The organism is Fundicoccus culcitae, assembly GCF_024661895.1.
In the GTDB taxonomy this organism is placed as follows: domain Bacteria; phylum Bacillota; class Bacilli; order Lactobacillales; family Aerococcaceae; genus Fundicoccus_A; species Fundicoccus_A culcitae.
Genome location: NZ_CP102453.1, coordinates 2,609,040 through 2,626,482, shown reverse-complemented (window position 1 = coordinate 2,626,482; position 17,443 = coordinate 2,609,040). Strand labels below are relative to the sequence as shown.

Below are 17,443 nucleotides of genomic sequence, written 5' to 3'. Positions count from 1 at the left end.
TGTTTTTTTGTGCTTTCCTTGATATAACAGCAAAAAATAGTTAAAAAACTAAGATTTATAGAAAAAATTTTGAATTACGGATATCGATTAGGAGGTTTAAGTATGAAACGTTTAATTTTGTTAGTGAGCAGCCTCTTTATGTTTTCGTACGTCGCCACTGTGTTAGCCCAAGAAGCTGGTCAAATCCCGGTTCTTCAAGGAGAAATTTCAGAACTTAAAACACAATTAGCAGAAAAAGAAGCGGAATTGGCTGAAATCTTGGCCGACCAGGCTGGATTTTATACGATTGAAACTTTGAACGCCACCTATACTTTTTCTAATCCTCGTATTGAGAACGACATTTTGGTTTTGGATATGGACTACACCAACGATTCTAAGGGTTCTACGATTGTTTACGATGAGATGTGGATGTTGACGTTTGCACAAGAAGACGAAATTTCGATTAATCAGTTGTGGGTCGGCGTGGATATGGCAGATTTGCCTGAAGTGGAAGGTAGACGGCCATTGACGAGTAATTTACGCATTAAAAGTGGTGCGACCATTAACTTGGTCATTGGACTAACCAAATCCATGGATTACCTCTATGGACCTTACATGTATGAATACGATATGACGGAAGACAATTCCGAAGTGGTGCCGCCGATGATACCAATGACTGAACCGTTCGATGAAGAGTCCCCACTCTTTATCCGTGTGGATCAATACTATCGCCCTGAAGGACAACTCGGCGAAGTGGAAATCCCGCTTAAGTAAATTGATAGCCCTTTTTACAAGCTATCCAACAGTGAATGTTGGGTGGCTTGTTTTTTGTTTTTTGGGATTAGGGTGTGGCCTCGACCATTGTCCTTTCACTCAAAAACATTTACAATATAAGTATTATATATCATAAAGGAGTTAGACATGTCAGAACCATCCAACAAAAGAGAACGCATTGATATTATTGAAGACATGTTGCTAAAGCTGCATGACGGAGCAAGTCCGGAATCCATCCAGGACGAGTTTAATGAACACTTCACTGGCGTTAGCGCCATTGAAATTTCGATGATGGAGCATCAATTGATTAACAGCAAAGATAATGACCTTACTTTTGAGGATGTCTTGAAGTTATGTAATGTTCACGCAAATTTATTCAAAAATTCAGTGATTGAAGGCGATTCGCCTGAAGCGGACAAAGAAGGACACCCTGTGCGGGTCTTCAAAGACGAGAACGCTGCGCTGCGTTCCGCCCTTCTTCGGATACACAACTTGCACGAAGCATATGCTGAATTACCTAAAGAAGAGATTGAAGACGGTATGATTCGTGGATTACGCCATCAATATGATTTACTGGGCCAATACGAGCACCATTATGACCGCAAGGAGAAACTTTTCTTCCCGGTCATGGAAAAATATGGTCATGACGCCCCGCCAAAAGTGATGTGGGCCAAAGATGATGAAATTAGAGATTTGTTTAAAAAGGCATATAAGACGATGTTGAAATTCCCTGAAGTGGACTATCGGGAAATCACCGAAACATTCGCTGCTTTTGAGTATGAATTTAACGAAATGATTTTCAAGGAAGAAACCATCTTGATTAACATTTTACTGGACGCCTTGTCTATGGACGACTGGCACCAAATCGCCCAAGAAAGCGATGCGTATGGTTATGCGATTATTGCTCCTACTGCAGTTTGGGATCCGCCTGTTGTTGAGACTGAGGAGGTTCGTCCGCAACCCACCCCAACAATAACCTCTGCAACAACCCTTGAAACCCAACGGATTGCTGTCGATGGCGGTGTGTTCACGATTTCGTATGAAGCTGGTGGGGCTCGTCAACGGTTAGTTGATCCTAACAGCTTCGATCGTAATCATGAAATCCAAATCGGCGATGGCTATTTAACCATTAACCAAATGGCAATGTTGTTGGATTATTTACCGCTGGAAATTACGGTGGTGGATGCCAACGACATTGTCCAATACAGCAATTTCAACGCCGACTGGGATGGCACCTACTACATGCGCGACTTTAATACGCTGAGTCGCTCAACGGAAACAATTTATGAGGCAGAGGTATTTACTTGGGTTAAGGGTTTTAAGAGTGGGACTCGTGAAAAGCAGTCTATGAAGCACGGTCATTTTGAGCTGACGCTGATTCCGCTGGTAGACCCTTCAAATATATACCTCGGATATATCGAATTGGCGCATAATTTAGCGCCTTATGCGGGACTGGGTTCGACGGTGAAGCGTGGCTTGACGGATTTCGCCGATTTTGAAGGCGTTCCGATTAAAGCAGTGGCTGTTGTGGCGGCGGCTAGTAGTTCGGTTAGTTTGCAGACGCAAAAGTTGGCTTTTGATAGTGGGGACTTGTTGTTGACTTGGGAAAGTCATGAGTCGGCTGATGCCTTGGATTGGAATCAACCGATTGCGTTTAGAAATGGTCACTTGAGTTTATCGCAAGTGACGACGATTTTTAATGCGGTGCCCCTTGAGATCACGTTTGTGGATGGCGACGAGGTGTTTCAGTATTACAATAATATCGTGGATTATGGTGACATGATTTTTGTGCGGACACCTGCGCAAGTCAAGCGCAACATGGAATTGTGCCACCCGCCGTATTTGTGGCCGATGGTGCAAGGTTTAGTGCAGAGTTTCCGCGATAAGAAGCGCTATTACGAAACCATGTGGTTCCCACGCGGCGACGGCAAGTTGGTGTACACGTTATACCAAGCCATGTATGACACTGACGGCGGCTTCCGTGGCATGCTAGAAACGGTGTTGGATATCAAGCCGTTTTTGGAAAAATGAGAGCGTGAGAATTGGTTCGAGAAGCTGGATCAAATTTTGTTAAGTGGAGCATAGCAATTAGCGACGCTATGCTTCTTTCACTATTTAAAATTACATTAATCCCAGTAAATACCAACTATTCACATTTCTGCTTGGAAAATGCGTTAGCTTATTGATTTAACTAGCTAATTCACCTGAATTTCAGGCATTATCTTACAAAAAGATACTTTGAAGGCGTAGCACAAATCGTGCTGTGCCTTCAAAGTGCAAGAGACGGAGCAGAGCATTTCGTGCTGTGCCTTCAAAGTGCAAGAGACGGAATGGAGCAATTTACGCTACGCCTTAAACTATAAAAAGGCGGAATAGAGCCAATCGCGCTACGCCTCCTCATGTTATTTTAAAAAAGCCCCGCCGACGCCAGCTCATCCGAATAAGACAAGCTGGCAACGACAGGGGCTATTTGCAGTGTTATTTATTTAAGGTTTTTTCTTTAGGGTTGCGGTGGCGATTGGTGCGGGTCAAGGATTTGCGAATCATGTCGTGGGGTTTCACGGGCTGCGAAACCTTCATAGTGATGACTTGCATGGCGTGAGGGGCGGCTGCAACGGAAATGCCGTCCTCGTCCCAAATTTCATCAATGGTTTCCAAATGATGGCGCATGCCGGGACCGTAAAACTCGATTTCATCGCCGACAACAAAGCGGTTGCGTTGTTGGATGGTGGCGATGCCAGTAGCGTCATCATATGCTAAGACCTGGCCGATGAAACGGTATTGTGGAATGCGGCGGCGCTCACCGAATAGTTGTTCATTTTCGGTTGGTGTGCCATAGAAGAAGCCGGTCGCTAGTTCGCGCTGAGCGGCCTTCCATAATTCATCGACCCAGTCTTGTTCTAGAACGTAGCCTACAGGATCTTCCAAATAGCTGTCGATGGCTTTGCGGTAAACATTCACGACGGTTGAAACGTAGTGGATGGACTTCATCCGCCCTTCAATTTTCAATGAGTCGATCCCACTGTTAATAATATCAGGAATATGTTCAATCATGGATAAGTCCACGGCACTCATGGAAAAAGGCTCCAGCTTCATGCCATCTTCGTCCTCATCTAGCATATCTCGTTCGCCACCAGGCAAGATATCAAACAAGCCGTACTTCCAACGGCAGGATTGTGAACAACCGCCGCGGTTGGCGTCGCGGTCAGCCATGTGGTTGGACAAGGTACAGCGGCCGGAGTATGAAATGCACATGGCGCCATGAATAAAGGCTTCGATTTCAACGCTGGTGTTATCACGAATGTCCATCATTTCTTGCATGGACACTTCACGTCCTAAAACGCAGCGAGTCAAGCCGGCTTCTTGCCAGAAATTCAAGGTTTCATAATTGACGGCGGATTGTTGTGTGGACAAATGCATTTCCAAACCTGGGGCATCCATGGCGCAAATTTCCATTAAGGCAGGGTCGGACACAATAATCGCATCAATGCCGATGTCGCGAATGGTGCGGAAAAAGTCGCCTGCGCCAATTTGGTCATGTTCATGCGTGACCATATTGGCAGCCACATACACTTTGGCTCCCCGGGCATGGGCGAAAGCGACGCCTTCGGCCATATCTTCAAATGAAAAGTTGCCGGCACGGCTACGTAAGCCGTAGGCATCGCCACCGATATAGACGGCGTCTGCGCCATAATGAATGGCGGTTTTTAATTTTTCTAAGGTGCCTGCTGGTGCTAATAACTCAGGACGTTTCAATTGCTTGGTCATTGTCAATTCTCCTCCTACTTCACTTTGTCCGCTGGATAAAGGAAAAATCCAGTATCCAATCCACGTTGCGCTGGATGGGCTGCTTCAACCGCTGCTGCCAAATCCGCAGCCACTTCCGTCCCCCACTCACCAGCTTCAATCAAACGTCGAGCTTTATCAAAGGCTCCAACGATTTCAACAAAGTCGTCACCCTCTGCAAACAAGCCATCCAAATACCACTTATCCAAACCTATCCCATGCAAATCTTCTAATTGTTCCATTAAATTTACATCATTATTAGCAAAAACATGCGTGCCATGGCTATCAGAAAAGATACTATAATGGGTGTCAGGCTTATCTGGCTCCGACAAATACAAATGGCGCTCACTCAAATCAGTCGGCACTTTACCCACATACTTAGCATAATTTTCCAACAATGGACGGCCACTTTGGTGAATGCACTGCGCCCCATACACTTGCACCCAAGCTGGAATGGTAATTTCTTGCGCGAGCACTTCCAATTCCACAAATGGCACTTCCCGCGCCACCACTGCCGCCACTGCTCCGTATTTAGCCCAAAAATTAATTTGGCTAGAGCTGGTCACCAACACCGACGCGTCATAAATGTAAGGCAAGGCATATTCGGGATCTTTCATAATTTGAATCAAGCCTGTGTCGCCCACCAACAACTGATCCGCGCCCAAGGCTTTCATCCGCTTCAAAAACGGCCGTGCTTGGGCAATTTTGTCATTGTGTAAAATGGCGTTGGCCGCCACCACAACTTTTTTCCTTTTTTATGAGCAAAGGCGATCACTTCCGCCATTTGGGTGTCAGTCAAATGTCCCGGTAATCGCAGTCCAAACACTGCTTCGCCCGTCACAATTTTATCCGCACCGCCCTCTAGGACTCGCTTAGCCTGCTCCACCGATTCAATTGTTGCAATCAATTCAATCATATTCCAACCTCTTTCATCTAAAGTCTCACCCCTTATTTTAGCGCGTCTTATAAATTTAAACAATCCTATTTTTGAAAAACCCCCAAATTAAAACCCTTTTTAATAAATATCTCTTATTAATACCTTTCGCTACAACTCTTTATGTGTCAATGATAAAATGGAGCTAGCGAGAGACAGAGATATTTATAAAAATGGAGGTTTTAAATAATGAAAAAAGCACTGAAGTGGACGGCTTTGATTGCCCCGGCCTGGCTGTTGGCCTATAAATGGCCAAGTAAAGGGGAACGTATGCCGTTTTTCGAGAATGCGTCAGGGCGGCCATTAAACATTGCCCATCGTGGCGGAGCGGCTTTAGCGCCGGAAGAGACCTTGGAGGCTTTCTTGAAATCCTATTTGGCGGGCGCGGATATGTTTGAGTACGATGTGCACATTTCTAAAGACGGCTATTTGATTGCGAGTCACGATCCGACGGTGGACCGAATCACTGATGGGACGGGCTTTATTAATGATTTGGATCTTAGCGAGTTGAAGTCTTTTGATGCTGGAGCTAATTTTTTTGATGAAGATGGCCAGCGACCGTTTATGGGTAAAAAGGTGACGTTGGCAACGGTGGAAGAGATTTTCCAGTCATTCCCCAATATGAAGGCTGTTATTGAACTAAAAGACGACAACCGCCCGGAATTATATGAGCCGATGATTCAGGAAATGTGGCGGCTGATTCAAGCATATGGCATGGAAGACAAGGTTTGCATTGGTAGTTTTGACCACAAAATTAACCGGCGCTTCAAAGAAGTGTCGCAAGGCCGTGTGGCGATTGGCGCCGGTTCGAGTGAAGCTACGGCTTATTTGGTCAAAATGTTGCTACGTTTGAATGGCTTAGCCACAACCGATGCCGATTCTTTCCAGTTACCTGTTAAGCAATTTGGTTTAGATCTAACCCAAAACAATATCATTGAAGGAAGCCGGCGCAAAGGTAAAGATATCTATTATTGGACGGTGAATGATGAAGCAACTATGTTGGATTTGATTGCAAAAGGTGTTGATGGCATTATGACGGACAATCCAGTGTTGTTGGAGAAGGTTTTGAATAAAAGTGAGGAGATTGATTATGAAAGTAGTTTTGGTACGCCATAGTACGGCTCAAGATAGCAGTGAAGTTAGCACTGATTTGGAGCGGCATTTGACTGCTAAAGGCGTGAAGAAGTTTGCCAAATTAATGCCGGATTTGGTCGAGCAAATGACTGGTGAAGGAATTGGGACGGTTGAGATTTGGTCGAGCCCCGCTTTTCGGGCTGTAGAAACAGCGGAGATTTTGCAAGAGACTTTGGGTGTTGAGGAGAAGGTAATTAAAGACTTCATTTACGGCGGAAGTTTTGATGCTTTTTTAGAGGCTTTAGGCGGTGCGGCTGAGGATGCGTTCGTTTTTGTTGTAGGCCATGAACCCATTTTGAGTCATTGGACACTACGCCTGACCGGCCAAGATGTTCGTTTTAAGAAGTCTAGTCTTGTATGTTTGAATGTTAACCGTAGCGATTTGAGTGAGTCGACTGTTGTTTGGGAGATTCAACCTTAGGTTGTTGGGGGGGGTGGTGACCAAGGGTCACTGTGTTAGTTGTTATTCAATAATGGTTTGCTTTCTGTTTATTTAAAGTGGAATATGCACGGGTAGTTAATTCCACTTAACCTATTAAGTGGAATATTCTAAAGGTGTTCGTTCCACTTAACCCACTAAGTGGAATATTCTAAAGGAGTTAATTCCACTTAACCCACTAAGTGGAATATTCTAAAGGTGTTAATTCCACTTAATCTACTTGCACTAGCCATTCTACAATTACCATGGTCAATGATTTTAATTTTTAAGTGAGGTTTAGTTTCATTTAAGTTTTGTGAAGTAGACTTGTAGTGTGGTGGTGGTGCATTGGAAGTCTATTGCGCTACAAAGCTGATTTTGAGGCGCTTAATCACTCATGTGGCTTGACAGTATTTTGATAGGCCACTTAACGACTCATGTGGCCTGACAGTATTTTGATAGGCCACTTAACGACTCATGTGGCCTGACAGTATTGCCACAGGCCACTTAACGACTCATGTGGCCCGACAGTATTGCCACAGGCCACTTAGTGAATCACTTAGCTTGACATTATCGCTATTCGATCCAAAACCACATCAAAAGTGGACTGATTAGTGATAATCACACTAACCTACGGAGAGTAGCAGCGATATTTAGTTTAAAAATCGTATTGAAGGCCTTCGAAGAGGTCTTTGTAGCGCTGGATGATGGCGTCTTTGCGTTTCAATATGGTGCGGAGGCCGTTCAACAATTCCTCACTCGAATCGACCATGGAGAGCTCGTCCTTTTGGTGGCTCATGTCCAAAAGGACACGATCGAAAGGGGCAGCGGCGATGATTTCGTCCAATACCAATGTAATCTGGTGGCGCAGGCGCTCGATGCGCTCGGGCTCATAAGCAATGATGGCGTCGACGGCTTCAAGAACGTCTTGGTAAGGGACGCGGCGGGTCATTTTACCGCCAGAGATGCGGACATATTCCTTTTGAAAAGGGGTAATGCCTACCACATCGCCATGGATTTGATACCAACCGTCGTACATGGCCCAGACACCGGGCGTGGTCTCAGGCTGGAAGGCGCGTTTGAGTTTAAAAGTGGGGTCGCGGTCGGTAATTTCAGCTACCCAACATTTATTATCGGAAAAACTGGGAGTCAGATGTAAATAATTGACTTGCATAATGAACCTGCTTTCATTTATATTAGCGAACTATGTTATAATACTACCACATTCAAGGAGGGAAGAGATGGCAACAACATCAACCAAAGAGCGGATTGCCGCTGAGTTTTATAGTTTAACGTATAAAAAGAACATCGATAAAATTACCGTGAAAGACGTGGTTGATGCCTGTGATATCTCACGTCAGTCGTTTTACTATCATTTTCGTGATTTGCCGGATGTGATGGAATGGACCGCCAATGAAATGGTCAATCAGACCATTGAAGATAGCATGAACAAAGCGTCCGTGCTTGAATCACTCGAAGCTTTTTTCACACATTTTTATGAATACCGTCATTTAATAAAAAGCTTATTTGAATCGTCCCACCGGATTGAAGGCGAACAAATTCTGTTTAAAGCCATCAATCGTCTGATCGGTACGAAATTGAAGGAGCGTTTGGCCGATGTGATGATGCCTCTGCAAGATTATGAGCTGCTGCTGGACTACCACACTTTCGGAATCGTCGGCATCTTGGTCAAATCCATCAGCCAACCCAACTTCTCAGCCCACAATTTAGCTGTTCAAATCAATCGAATGATGGAACGCAACCAAGCAAAACCTTCTACAATCTAATACATATCTCTGCCGAACCAAAGCGTCTTGACACTTTGGTTTTTTTGTCAAGACACGTGTGCGATTTTAACAATTCCACTCCTTTATTTTACATGAGATAATAGTTTCAACAAAAGGAAAGGAGTCAAAAATGAATGTAGAATTAAATGGGCTGGTCACCTATCTCAATGACCTCGAAGTGAATCTTGAAGAATTAAAAACGTCTGCCGTTAATGATCCGCAGTCTCTGAAACTGATTCATCGTTTCATAGAAAAAGAAAATTTTACTTATAAACAAAAATTAGAAGAACAAATGACGGAAAGTCGCTCACCGCAAGCCCGTGAGATGGCCAGAGTTCATTTATTATATTTTCAATCCATAGATAACATTATAAAAAGTACCGATACAGAAAACCGATCAGAAATGGCTTACTTATACAGTGAGTTTAGCCAAGAATTTATTAATCATATTATATACCAAGCTGTTTGTTACTATTTAGATAATCAAGATTAGAAAGGAAGTAAATAGATGTCAAATTTTGAAGAACGTGATAATCAAAATGAAAGAAAACCCCTAATCTACTACTGGGGCCTTGTTATGTTAGGTTTATTTTTACTTAATATTTTCATTGTTCCTTGGGCAGGGTCACGCCAAGTACAAGAGGTAGATTATAACACCTTTGTGACCATGCTAGGTGAAGGTCAAGTGACCGCCGTCGAGGTCCAAGAACAAGATAACCAAATTGTTTTTGCTGGTGAAAACGGTGTATACAAAACTGGGATGGTTGAAGACCCAATGTTAACCGAACGTTTGCTGAATGCAGATGTGGAGTTTAGCGGTCAAATCATAGAACAAGCTTCCCCTCTCGTCGCTTTTCTCGTTTCCTGGGTCCTACCGATGCTCTTAATGTATCTCTTCTGGCGATTTATTAGTAAGCGAATGACCGAACGGATGGGTGGAGGAGAAGGATCCAATGCCATGAGTTTTGGTATGACTAAATCTAACGCCAAAGTATATGTTCAATCGACCGAAGGTATTTCCTTTGATGACGTCGCTGGTCAAGATGAAGCCAAAGAAAGTTTAAGCGAAATCGTTGACTACATGCATAACCCAGATAAATACCAATCTGTTGGAGCAAAAATGCCAACTGGTGTTTTATTAGTTGGACCTCCAGGGACAGGTAAAACCATGTTAGCCCGTGCCGTTGCCGGTGAAGCCAATGTGCCTTTCTTTTCCATCTCAGGTTCAGAATTCGTCGAAATGTTTGCTGGTGCTGGAGCCGCTCGTGTCCGTGATTTATTTAAACAAGCCAAAGAAAAAGCCCCTTGTATCGTCTTCATCGATGAAATTGATGCCGTTGGGAAAAAACGGAGCAACCAAGCCATTGGTAACGACGAACGTGAACAAACATTAAACCAATTATTAACTGAAATGGATGGATTCGAAGGCAACACGGGTGTGATGATCTTAGCTGCAACTAACCAACCAGAAGCCCTAGATAACGCCTTGCTACGTCCAGGACGTTTCGACCGTCAAGTCCGTGTTGAATTACCAGACTTAATTGGACGTGAAGAAATCTTAAAAGTTCATGCTAAAAATATCCAACACGAATCCAACGTTGACTTCAACAAAATCGCCCGTATGGCCAGTGGTGCTTCAGGTGCTGAATTAGCTAACATCGTTAACGAAGCCGCTTTACGTGCAGTCCGCGAAGGCCGTCAAAAAGCCAACCAAGAAGATTTCCAAGAAAGTATCGAAGTCGTTATTGCTGGTGCCGAGAAGAAAAACGCCATCTTGTCCGACAAAGAAAAAATGATCGTCTCTTATCACGAAGTCGGTCACGCCCTAGTCGCCGCCTTGCAAACCCACTCGGCTCCGGTTGAAAAAATCACGATCATTCCAAGAACATCCGGTGCACTTGGCTACACCATGCAAGTCTCCGAGGGCAATGACAACTTACTATCGAAAGAACAATTAATGGACAAACTAGCCGTCTACGCTGGTGGCCGTGCCGCTGAAGAAGTCGTCTTCGGATCCGTCACAACTGGCGCCTCCAACGATATCGAGCAAATGACAAAAATCGCCCGCGCCATGATTACTCAATACGGGATGGACAATGACATCGGTATGGTCACTTTCGAGCAAAACCAAAGCCAATACCTAAGCAATGGCACCAACTCGAGCGCGTCACCTGAAATGCAATCGAAAATTGATAGAGCCATCGTAGAACTCATCCAAGAACGCTACGATTACGCCAAACAATTATTGACGGACAACCGCACCCTACTCGACAGCCTGTCTCAACACCTCTATGAAACAGAAACCATCACAGGTGCTGAATTCATGGAAATCCTTGAAAAAGAAAACAAAGAAGACATCGTCGACGAAACCCCCGTAACCACCTAAAATAAATATCACTGCACTAACCCCTCGCGAACTCCCTGTTCGCAGGGTTTTTTTGTTTGTGCTGGATTTTTCATTCTGAAAACTCAGCTTGTTGAATCAAGCAGGATTCGAAGCTATTTTTGTTGCTTCGTTTTTAGTTCGAAGCATACTTTTGTGCTTCGTTTTTATTTCGAATTAAGATTTGTTAACTCGTTTTCGTTTCGAGTTAAGATTTGTTAACTCGTTTTTATTTCGAGTTAAGATTTGTTAACTCGTTTTCGTTTCGAGTTAATATTTGTTAACTCGTTTTCGTTTCGAGTTAAGGTTTGTTAACTCGTTTTCGATATGCGGCTGCATATATTACTGCGTTTTCTGTTCTAAGCAAATTTTGTTACTATGTTGTTTTTACGAACTAAACTTTCTTAGTTCGTGATTTTTTCGAATTAAACTTTCTTAGCTCGTGATTTTTTCGAACTAACTTTTCTTAGTTCGTCATTTTCACGACCGTTATTTTCAACGCTCTCCAGCCCAACGATCGCTATTTTCAACGCTCGCCAGCTCAACGACCGTCGTTTCAACGGCCGTCGGTGGGGGCAGTGATATTTATTGGGAGGTTTGGGTGTAGAAGTTGGATTTGATTTCGAGGAAGCGTTCGAATTCGGTGAGGATGTGGTAAAGGATGGCGCGGTTTTCGAATTTTTGGCGGGTGGCGGGCAGGTTTGAGCTGCGGTAGAAGGCGTAGAGGTCGCCGATGATGGCTAAGAGGTCTATGCCGCTGTTGCTTTGGTCGAATTCTTCGGCGGTTAATTGAAATAGTTGTGCCAATTGTTGGTTTTGTTCGGTTTTCAAATTCAATGATTGCAAGGAGTCCACGATGCGCGTAAGGATGCTCAATTGGCGGGAACGCATGGCGGTGTATTGGATGTAATAATCGTCTTTGTTCACGAGCTGATTATCGTAGTCGGCCATCGCCAAGGTGCGCAGCTTTCCAATGCTAGTTTCAACGGCTTCCAGGGCACGCTTAATTTCAGCCGCGTCCATGTCTTTTTGCAACAAACGGTTGTGGATTAAGGATAAAACTTGCCTGAAATAATCTTCGACTTCCACCAATTTCGTCTGCAATTCCGGCAATTGATTGGGCATCCACAAATTGGCCAACATGGCAGCGCCCGATCCAAGCAGCATGATTAAGATGCCATTTAGATGCCAGGTCCACGCCAGGCTTTCGGCGATGTAGAAGTGGGTCACTAAAACGGAGACCGGCGCGATGGACGCCGACACCTTCAGCCGGTAAGCAATCGGCACGAACAACAACAAATACAAGCCGAAAGCCCAAACTTCAAAGCCGAACAACAAAAAGATAATCGTTGCAATTATAAACGCCAACACCAAGCCCAGCAAATACATTTTTGAAATCTCCCGCGAAGCCTTGCGCGTGTCTAATAAAGTCAAAATCGTGATAATTCCCGTCGACATCGGATTCTCCAATCCGATGAATTGCGCCAGGTAAATTGCTGCGACGACCGCCACCACCATTTTGATGGTCTTATTTCTTACTTCCATGCCCTCTCCTCCGATCCTCTTCTCCCCTCTATCATAGCACGAAACCCCCTTAAATAAATATCTCTTTTCACACCGACCGTATTCCTCGACAATTACGATAAATCTGTCATACTAAAAGCATCAAATGCAAGGAGGATGCCACATGCAATATCAAATAACCATCCAAGAAGCGATTTTTACATTATCGAATCTCAACAAACAAATCGATACGTTTAACCGAAGACTGTATACAAATTTCTTTGGACCCATTCGCGTTGATGGCGTGAAAATTGGGCAAGCCACTAAAGCGGAAGCCAACGCAGCGGATTTGATGGCTTACCAAAATTTAGTCACCGACGCCAGCACACTGCGCCAAGCCATCGCCCAAGTCAACCAGGAAAATACCATCGATGACTTGACCGTGACCTACCAATTGGAATGGCTACGACACAGCCGGAAATTGTTAGCCAACCTCGAACAATTGCTGAATCAGCAGGAAACACGCGTTGAAAACGGCGTCGGCGTGGTGGAGTACGGTGCTTACAACGAGCCGCTCGTTCAGGAAACCGTCGCCCAACTCAGCAAACAAGCCAACGCCCTCTCGTCCAAAATCGACCTCTTCAACGCCCAAACCACTCTTACCGTGGATTTAATTCAAGACCTGTAATTAATATCTCTGGTAGAGCAAGCACAAAACTATCGATTCCAACGGAACCGATTAACGATTGATCTCATTCACGCTTACCGCCTAACGACTAAACGAAGAGTCTATCATGTTGCTTGCTCGATGGGAGCCTGTCGTCAAAAACAGCTTTACAAGCCGCGGTTTTGCCTTTAGCGGCTTGTTTTTTGTGGTGATTCGATGGGCGCTATTCCGCCTCTTACACTTTTAAGGTTTAGCGTATTTGCGCTGTTCCTCAAAACCTATAAAGGCGGTTCAGAGCAATTCATGCTACGCCGTCTCTTGCAAGTTGAAGGTTCAGAGCAAATTGCGCTGCGCCGTCTCTTGCAGGTTGAAGGTTCAGAGCAATTCACGCTACGCCTTAAAACAACAAAAAAACTGTTACAAGACGCTCAATCTAACATCTTGTAACAGTTTTTTCTATTGTGCTTCCCAGGCATCCAGCAACTGCTGGTAAACTGCTTCGGTTTCTTCAAAGGTTTGTTCATTATAAATCAACCATTGTGGGTCGTAGGTATCGGCCAGTAACAACTCAATATACCAATCATTATCTGGATAAACATACCAGCGGGTTGAACCGTAATCCTCCATGGTAAAATAGCCATAGGCCTTATCTTGCCCGCCATAACCATTGGTGCGAACGCCTTCCAGAGGACCTTCAACCAGTTCAATTGCTTCAATATCCGCCAGCGGCACCTCAATGCTGTACATGGGCACATCCACCGCTAGGGTATCGGCAGTGATATTTATTTGGAAGGTTGCTAAAGTGAGAACCAAAACCCAAATGATTAAAGCCACAATCAATATGCCTGTCACGACTAGGATGATTTTTCCAGCTGGGTGGGCGGCGTTGATGGTGGTGCCCATGCCGGTGAATTGTTTGGGGACGAAGAGGCGCGAGTCCTCAGAGTTATAGTAAAAGCCCCAAACGAATTTGCTTTGGCTGTCAGTCATTTGCCAGTCTTGAATGTCCGCGATTTCTTTAAGGAGTGCGCGGCTGCGGCTGAAGGTGATAAGCATGATCGCCGTTATCACCACAAGAAAAACGAGCGTAAGTGGAATGACCAAGAGCGACTGCGGATTCCAAAGCATCAATGCCATAATTCCGATGAAAAACAGGCTAACGCTCAAAGTCAATGCGATATAGCCGATTCCGTGAATGCGTTCAAAATGTCGCATATAGTGTTTGGCGACGTCACTATCTTCCGATATAAATGGCGTTCGGCTGCGGATAGTGGCCGGATAAGTCAGTGGTAGGACGATTAAAACGATAGGAATAACGAGAGCCGGTAGCCAGGCTTCCCAACCTTGCCCGCCAATGGCGACCATCCCTAAAGGTAGCCAACTCAATAGCCAAATCAGCCAAACCCAATAGTTTGCTGGGGCGGCTTTCCCTTTTTCACGGGTCACACTCAGATCCGCGAGCCGTTTATTACTTTGATACATCCAGCCTTTTTCTTGTTTCAGCTTTGTTAATTTTCGATGCAATTGATACATAGGCAGAAAAGCCACAACTAAATAGACAAACAGCAAAATCAATTGCCAAAAATCGCGTTGTCCTTGGAAAATCGTGGTTTGTGTAAGCAGAAATAAGAGAATAAACACAACCGCAATCCCGATTTGTTCCTTCCTAAAGCGTTTCTGCAAATCGCTAACCGCTGGACTGGCAGCATGATCAGGCGCCAAAACAACGCCAACCAGTTGAAAATTTTGGTACTGACTTCCGCCAATAATCATCAAAGTCAAAATCACAATTAAACCAATAAAAAAGATCCCCATCATCCTTCCTACCTCCCTTCCAGCAGTTTATCTAATAATTCTTTTACAATGTGTTGAAACTGTTGTTGGTCGTTCGTTTTTGCCAACCCTTCTGCTAACATAATTTCCAACCGTTGAATATACTCCGCTTCAATCATCTGTTCAGGATTCTCGCGCACCTTGGTCCCAACCCGGCGGTCAACCACAATGACCCCTTCTTGTTTCAACGTTTGATACGCCTTGTTCACCGTCATCGAATTAATCCCCAAGTCCTCCGCCAATTGACGTGCACTTGGCAAATTCTCTCCATACTTCAATTCGCCACTCCCAACACCAAGTATGATTTGGTCACGAATTTGCTGATAAATCGGCGTTCCCGACGCTAAATCAATCGCTATTTTCATATGTTTCACCTCATTTATCTTTGCCTTGTTTGTATTATATCATATAATACACATAAGACACAAATAAATATCTCAGTATAAAGAGATTGGGGAGATTATGTGTATCTCTGATTGGTTGGCGGCGGCATATTATTTTTGAAGCCGGCATCGCGCCGTTGTCGGCACCATATTATTTATGACCCCGGAAACACTCCTTTATTGTGAGCGGGAAGTGAAGCAAGAACCCGCCATTGTCACCTAGAATTATTGAGATGACATTAGAACTACTTGGGAAGTGAGGACCCGCCAAACCGTAGCTCATTTGGCGGGCTGACTATGATTACTCGCCAAACCAAACGTCATTTGGCAGGCTAGCCTAGCTAGTTTCAATAGTCCGTCACTTCCCTATTACCTACATACCGACATCAGCACCATATTTTTTACAACGCCAAATAAGCGGGAAGCGATAAACAATCCATCGCTCCCTACTTACATAAAATTCAAATAACACCTAAATCCCCTTCGCACGCATTTCCAAATCATTGTAATAATCGACAACTTTATTAATCGCATTTTTCTCAATATAATAGACATCTTCACCAAAATGCTCGATAAAATAATTGTCCAGCCCAGCTTCTTCCAGCGTCTTATTTTTGAATTGCATCTTCGGCATTTGTAATAAGGTCCGGTCTAAAAACCCCAATTTTGAATATATAATATTCCCACGCAAATTAAACGAACGCACTTTTTTCTGCAAATCCTCAGGCACATTTTGCTCAAAGAATTTTTGAAACTCATCCTTCCGCTTCAAGTCCGTCATGCCAACCATGCATAAAACCAACCGCTTTTGACTCAAATCCCCCAATTGCTTCAAGAGCTCTTTAAACCCAAGAATTTTCCCCACATAAATACCAGCAACATAAATGATCAGGTCACTACTTTGCCAATCCACTTCCTTCAACTGACTCCGCTCGATCACCGGGCAGCTAATCGCTTCCGCAATCCATTCCGCATACTGTTTGCTACTACCCATTTTTGACTGATAAACAACAATCGGTTTCATATTTCCCTCCTTAAGCTCTAACATTAGAATTTCATGGCATTTTTGCAACTTTAGTATAGTTGAAACCCTTTCAAATTTCAATGGCACTAAAGTCCAAGATACTTCCCCACCACTCACCGATTTATTGTATACTAATTGATATTAAAGACATTACCTAAGGAGTCCCCTATGCAATCAAAAACCATCAAGAAAATATCTCTGTCACTCACCATTTTTATACTTATGGTCCTACTCTACTTCTTCGCTCAAGACTGGCTACAAACCATGGATGTCGCTGTGTCAGAAACCGTCCGCCAGTGGCGTCAGCCCATGCTTGACCGCTTTTTCTTAACCATCACCATCTTAGCCAACAGTAATTTTGTCACATACGCCGTTATTGTCATCGTCCTTGTGATCGCCATTTACTTTAAACAGTGGCTGCGCGCCATCATCTACGGCCTAGCCATCGCCTTTGGAAATTTAACAGTCAATCCGCAAATCAAAAACTGGGTCCACCGCGAACGGCCTGACATGAACTTTCGCATGGTCCACGAGGCGTCCTACTCTTTCCCAAGCGGCCACGCCTTCGCCTCTGCCATGATTTATCCCTTAATCGCCGACTTTTTAATTCGAAACACGCCTTTGAATACATATCCCAGAACCGTCTATACCGTAACGACCGTCCTAGTCTTACTCATTTCCTTTAGCCGCATCTACTTAGGAATGCATTATTTATCGGATGTTATCGCTGGCATGTCACTCGGTTATACCTTCTACTTATTAACCCGCGACTTAACAGATAAGGTTCTTGATGATTAAACTATAAAAATACTCACCCGATACCAAAATGAAAAATACC

Annotated in this window: 18 protein-coding genes; 10 read left to right on the top strand and 8 right to left on the bottom strand. The window is 44.2% G+C overall.

Annotation, left to right across the window (positions count from 1 at the left end; genetic code table 11):
- The first annotated feature begins 102 nt into the window (after nucleotides 1–102).
- The gene (locus NRE15_RS11905) at nucleotides 103–753 is read left to right on the top strand and encodes a hypothetical protein (RefSeq protein WP_313793100.1); all 651 of its coding nucleotides are present in this window, start codon (nucleotides 103–105) and stop codon (nucleotides 751–753) included.
- A gap of 147 nt (nucleotides 754–900) precedes the next feature.
- Nucleotides 901–2,784 carry a DUF438 domain-containing protein gene (locus tag NRE15_RS11900; RefSeq protein WP_313793099.1) on the top strand — a complete coding sequence of 628 codons (1,884 nt, stop codon included), beginning with the start codon at nucleotides 901–903 and terminating at the stop codon, nucleotides 2,782–2,784.
- A gap of 447 nt (nucleotides 2,785–3,231) precedes the next feature.
- Here NRE15_RS11900 and NRE15_RS11895 read toward each other — a convergent pair whose 3' ends face one another.
- Genes NRE15_RS11895 through NRE15_RS11885 form a run of 3 tightly spaced genes read right to left on the bottom strand, consistent with a single transcriptional unit; the run spans nucleotide 3,232 to nucleotide 5,455 of the window.
- On the bottom strand, nucleotides 3,232–4,521 hold the full coding sequence (locus NRE15_RS11895; protein ID WP_313793098.1) for a peptidase U32 family protein: 1,290 nt from the start codon (nucleotides 4,519–4,521) through the stop codon (nucleotides 3,232–3,234).
- Between the two features lie 14 nt (nucleotides 4,522–4,535).
- Complete coding sequence (locus NRE15_RS11890; protein WP_313793097.1) at nucleotides 4,536–5,279, bottom strand: peptidase U32 family protein; 744 nt, start codon at nucleotides 5,277–5,279, stop codon at nucleotides 4,536–4,538.
- Nucleotides 5,219–5,455: a hypothetical protein gene (locus NRE15_RS11885; protein ID WP_313793096.1), complete on the bottom strand. Its 237-nt coding sequence runs from the start codon at nucleotides 5,453–5,455 to the stop codon at nucleotides 5,219–5,221. The genes NRE15_RS11890 and NRE15_RS11885 overlap by 61 nt, the downstream gene beginning before the upstream one ends.
- 207 nt (nucleotides 5,456–5,662) lie before the next feature.
- On the opposite strand from NRE15_RS11885, the gene NRE15_RS11880 reads away from it, so the two are divergent.
- Nucleotides 5,663–6,589 (top strand): glycerophosphodiester phosphodiesterase, encoded by a 927-nt coding sequence (locus tag NRE15_RS11880; RefSeq protein ID WP_313793095.1) that lies wholly within the window; start codon nucleotides 5,663–5,665, stop codon nucleotides 6,587–6,589.
- Nucleotides 6,564–7,028: a SixA phosphatase family protein gene (locus NRE15_RS11875; protein ID WP_313793094.1), complete on the top strand. Its 465-nt coding sequence runs from the start codon at nucleotides 6,564–6,566 to the stop codon at nucleotides 7,026–7,028. Before NRE15_RS11880 ends, NRE15_RS11875 begins: the two co-directional genes overlap by 26 nt.
- A 655-nt stretch (nucleotides 7,029–7,683) precedes the next feature.
- Here NRE15_RS11875 and NRE15_RS11870 read toward each other — a convergent pair.
- Nucleotides 7,684–8,199 carry a hypothetical protein gene (locus tag NRE15_RS11870; RefSeq protein WP_313793093.1) on the bottom strand — a complete coding sequence of 172 codons (516 nt, stop codon included), beginning with the start codon at nucleotides 8,197–8,199 and terminating at the stop codon, nucleotides 7,684–7,686.
- 67 nt (nucleotides 8,200–8,266) lie between these two features.
- On the opposite strand from NRE15_RS11870, the gene NRE15_RS11865 reads away from it, so the two are divergent.
- The 3 genes from NRE15_RS11865 (at nucleotide 8,267) to ftsH (ending at nucleotide 11,198) form a co-directional block, all read left to right on the top strand.
- Nucleotides 8,267–8,812, top strand: a complete 546-nt coding sequence (locus NRE15_RS11865; protein WP_313793092.1) for a TetR/AcrR family transcriptional regulator — start codon at nucleotides 8,267–8,269, stop codon at nucleotides 8,810–8,812.
- Nucleotides 8,813–8,942: 130 nt separating this feature from the next.
- On the top strand, nucleotides 8,943–9,305 hold the full coding sequence (locus NRE15_RS11860; RefSeq protein ID WP_313793091.1) for a hypothetical protein: 363 nt from the start codon (nucleotides 8,943–8,945) through the stop codon (nucleotides 9,303–9,305).
- Nucleotides 9,306–9,320: 15 nt separating this feature from the next.
- Nucleotides 9,321–11,198 (top strand): ATP-dependent zinc metalloprotease FtsH, encoded by a 1,878-nt coding sequence (gene ftsH, locus NRE15_RS11855; RefSeq protein WP_313793090.1) that lies wholly within the window; start codon nucleotides 9,321–9,323, stop codon nucleotides 11,196–11,198.
- Nucleotides 11,199–11,780: 582 nt separating this feature from the next.
- On the opposite strand, the gene NRE15_RS11850 is transcribed toward ftsH, so the two are convergent.
- Complete coding sequence (locus NRE15_RS11850; RefSeq protein WP_313793089.1) at nucleotides 11,781–12,740, bottom strand: aromatic acid exporter family protein; 960 nt, start codon at nucleotides 12,738–12,740, stop codon at nucleotides 11,781–11,783.
- A gap of 142 nt (nucleotides 12,741–12,882) precedes the next feature.
- Between NRE15_RS11850 and NRE15_RS11845 the strand changes: the two genes are divergently transcribed.
- Nucleotides 12,883–13,386: a hypothetical protein gene (locus NRE15_RS11845; RefSeq protein WP_313793088.1), complete on the top strand. Its 504-nt coding sequence runs from the start codon at nucleotides 12,883–12,885 to the stop codon at nucleotides 13,384–13,386.
- Nucleotides 13,387–13,581: 195 nt separating this feature from the next.
- Nucleotides 13,582–13,812 (top strand): hypothetical protein, encoded by a 231-nt coding sequence (locus tag NRE15_RS11840; RefSeq protein ID WP_313793087.1) that lies wholly within the window; start codon nucleotides 13,582–13,584, stop codon nucleotides 13,810–13,812.
- A gap of 9 nt (nucleotides 13,813–13,821) precedes the next feature.
- Here NRE15_RS11840 and NRE15_RS11835 read toward each other — a convergent pair whose 3' ends face one another.
- The 3 genes from NRE15_RS11835 to NRE15_RS11825 all read right to left on the bottom strand — a co-directional run bounded on the left by NRE15_RS11835 (nucleotide 13,822) and on the right by NRE15_RS11825 (nucleotide 16,605).
- Nucleotides 13,822–15,183: a DUF5808 domain-containing protein gene (locus NRE15_RS11835; RefSeq protein WP_313793086.1), complete on the bottom strand. Its 1,362-nt coding sequence runs from the start codon at nucleotides 15,181–15,183 to the stop codon at nucleotides 13,822–13,824.
- A 5-nt stretch (nucleotides 15,184–15,188) separates the two neighbouring features.
- Complete coding sequence (locus NRE15_RS11830) at nucleotides 15,189–15,563, bottom strand: GntR family transcriptional regulator (RefSeq protein ID WP_313793085.1); 375 nt, start codon at nucleotides 15,561–15,563, stop codon at nucleotides 15,189–15,191.
- Between the two features lie 490 nt (nucleotides 15,564–16,053).
- Entirely contained in the window at nucleotides 16,054–16,605 is a 552-nt protein-coding gene (locus NRE15_RS11825; RefSeq protein WP_313793084.1) for a flavodoxin domain-containing protein, read from the bottom strand.
- 168 nt (nucleotides 16,606–16,773) lie between these two features.
- Here NRE15_RS11825 and NRE15_RS11820 point away from each other — a divergent pair, with 168 nt between their 5' ends.
- Complete coding sequence (locus tag NRE15_RS11820; protein ID WP_313793083.1) at nucleotides 16,774–17,403, top strand: phosphatase PAP2 family protein; 630 nt, start codon at nucleotides 16,774–16,776, stop codon at nucleotides 17,401–17,403.
- Nucleotides 17,404–17,443: the final 40 nt, after the last annotated feature.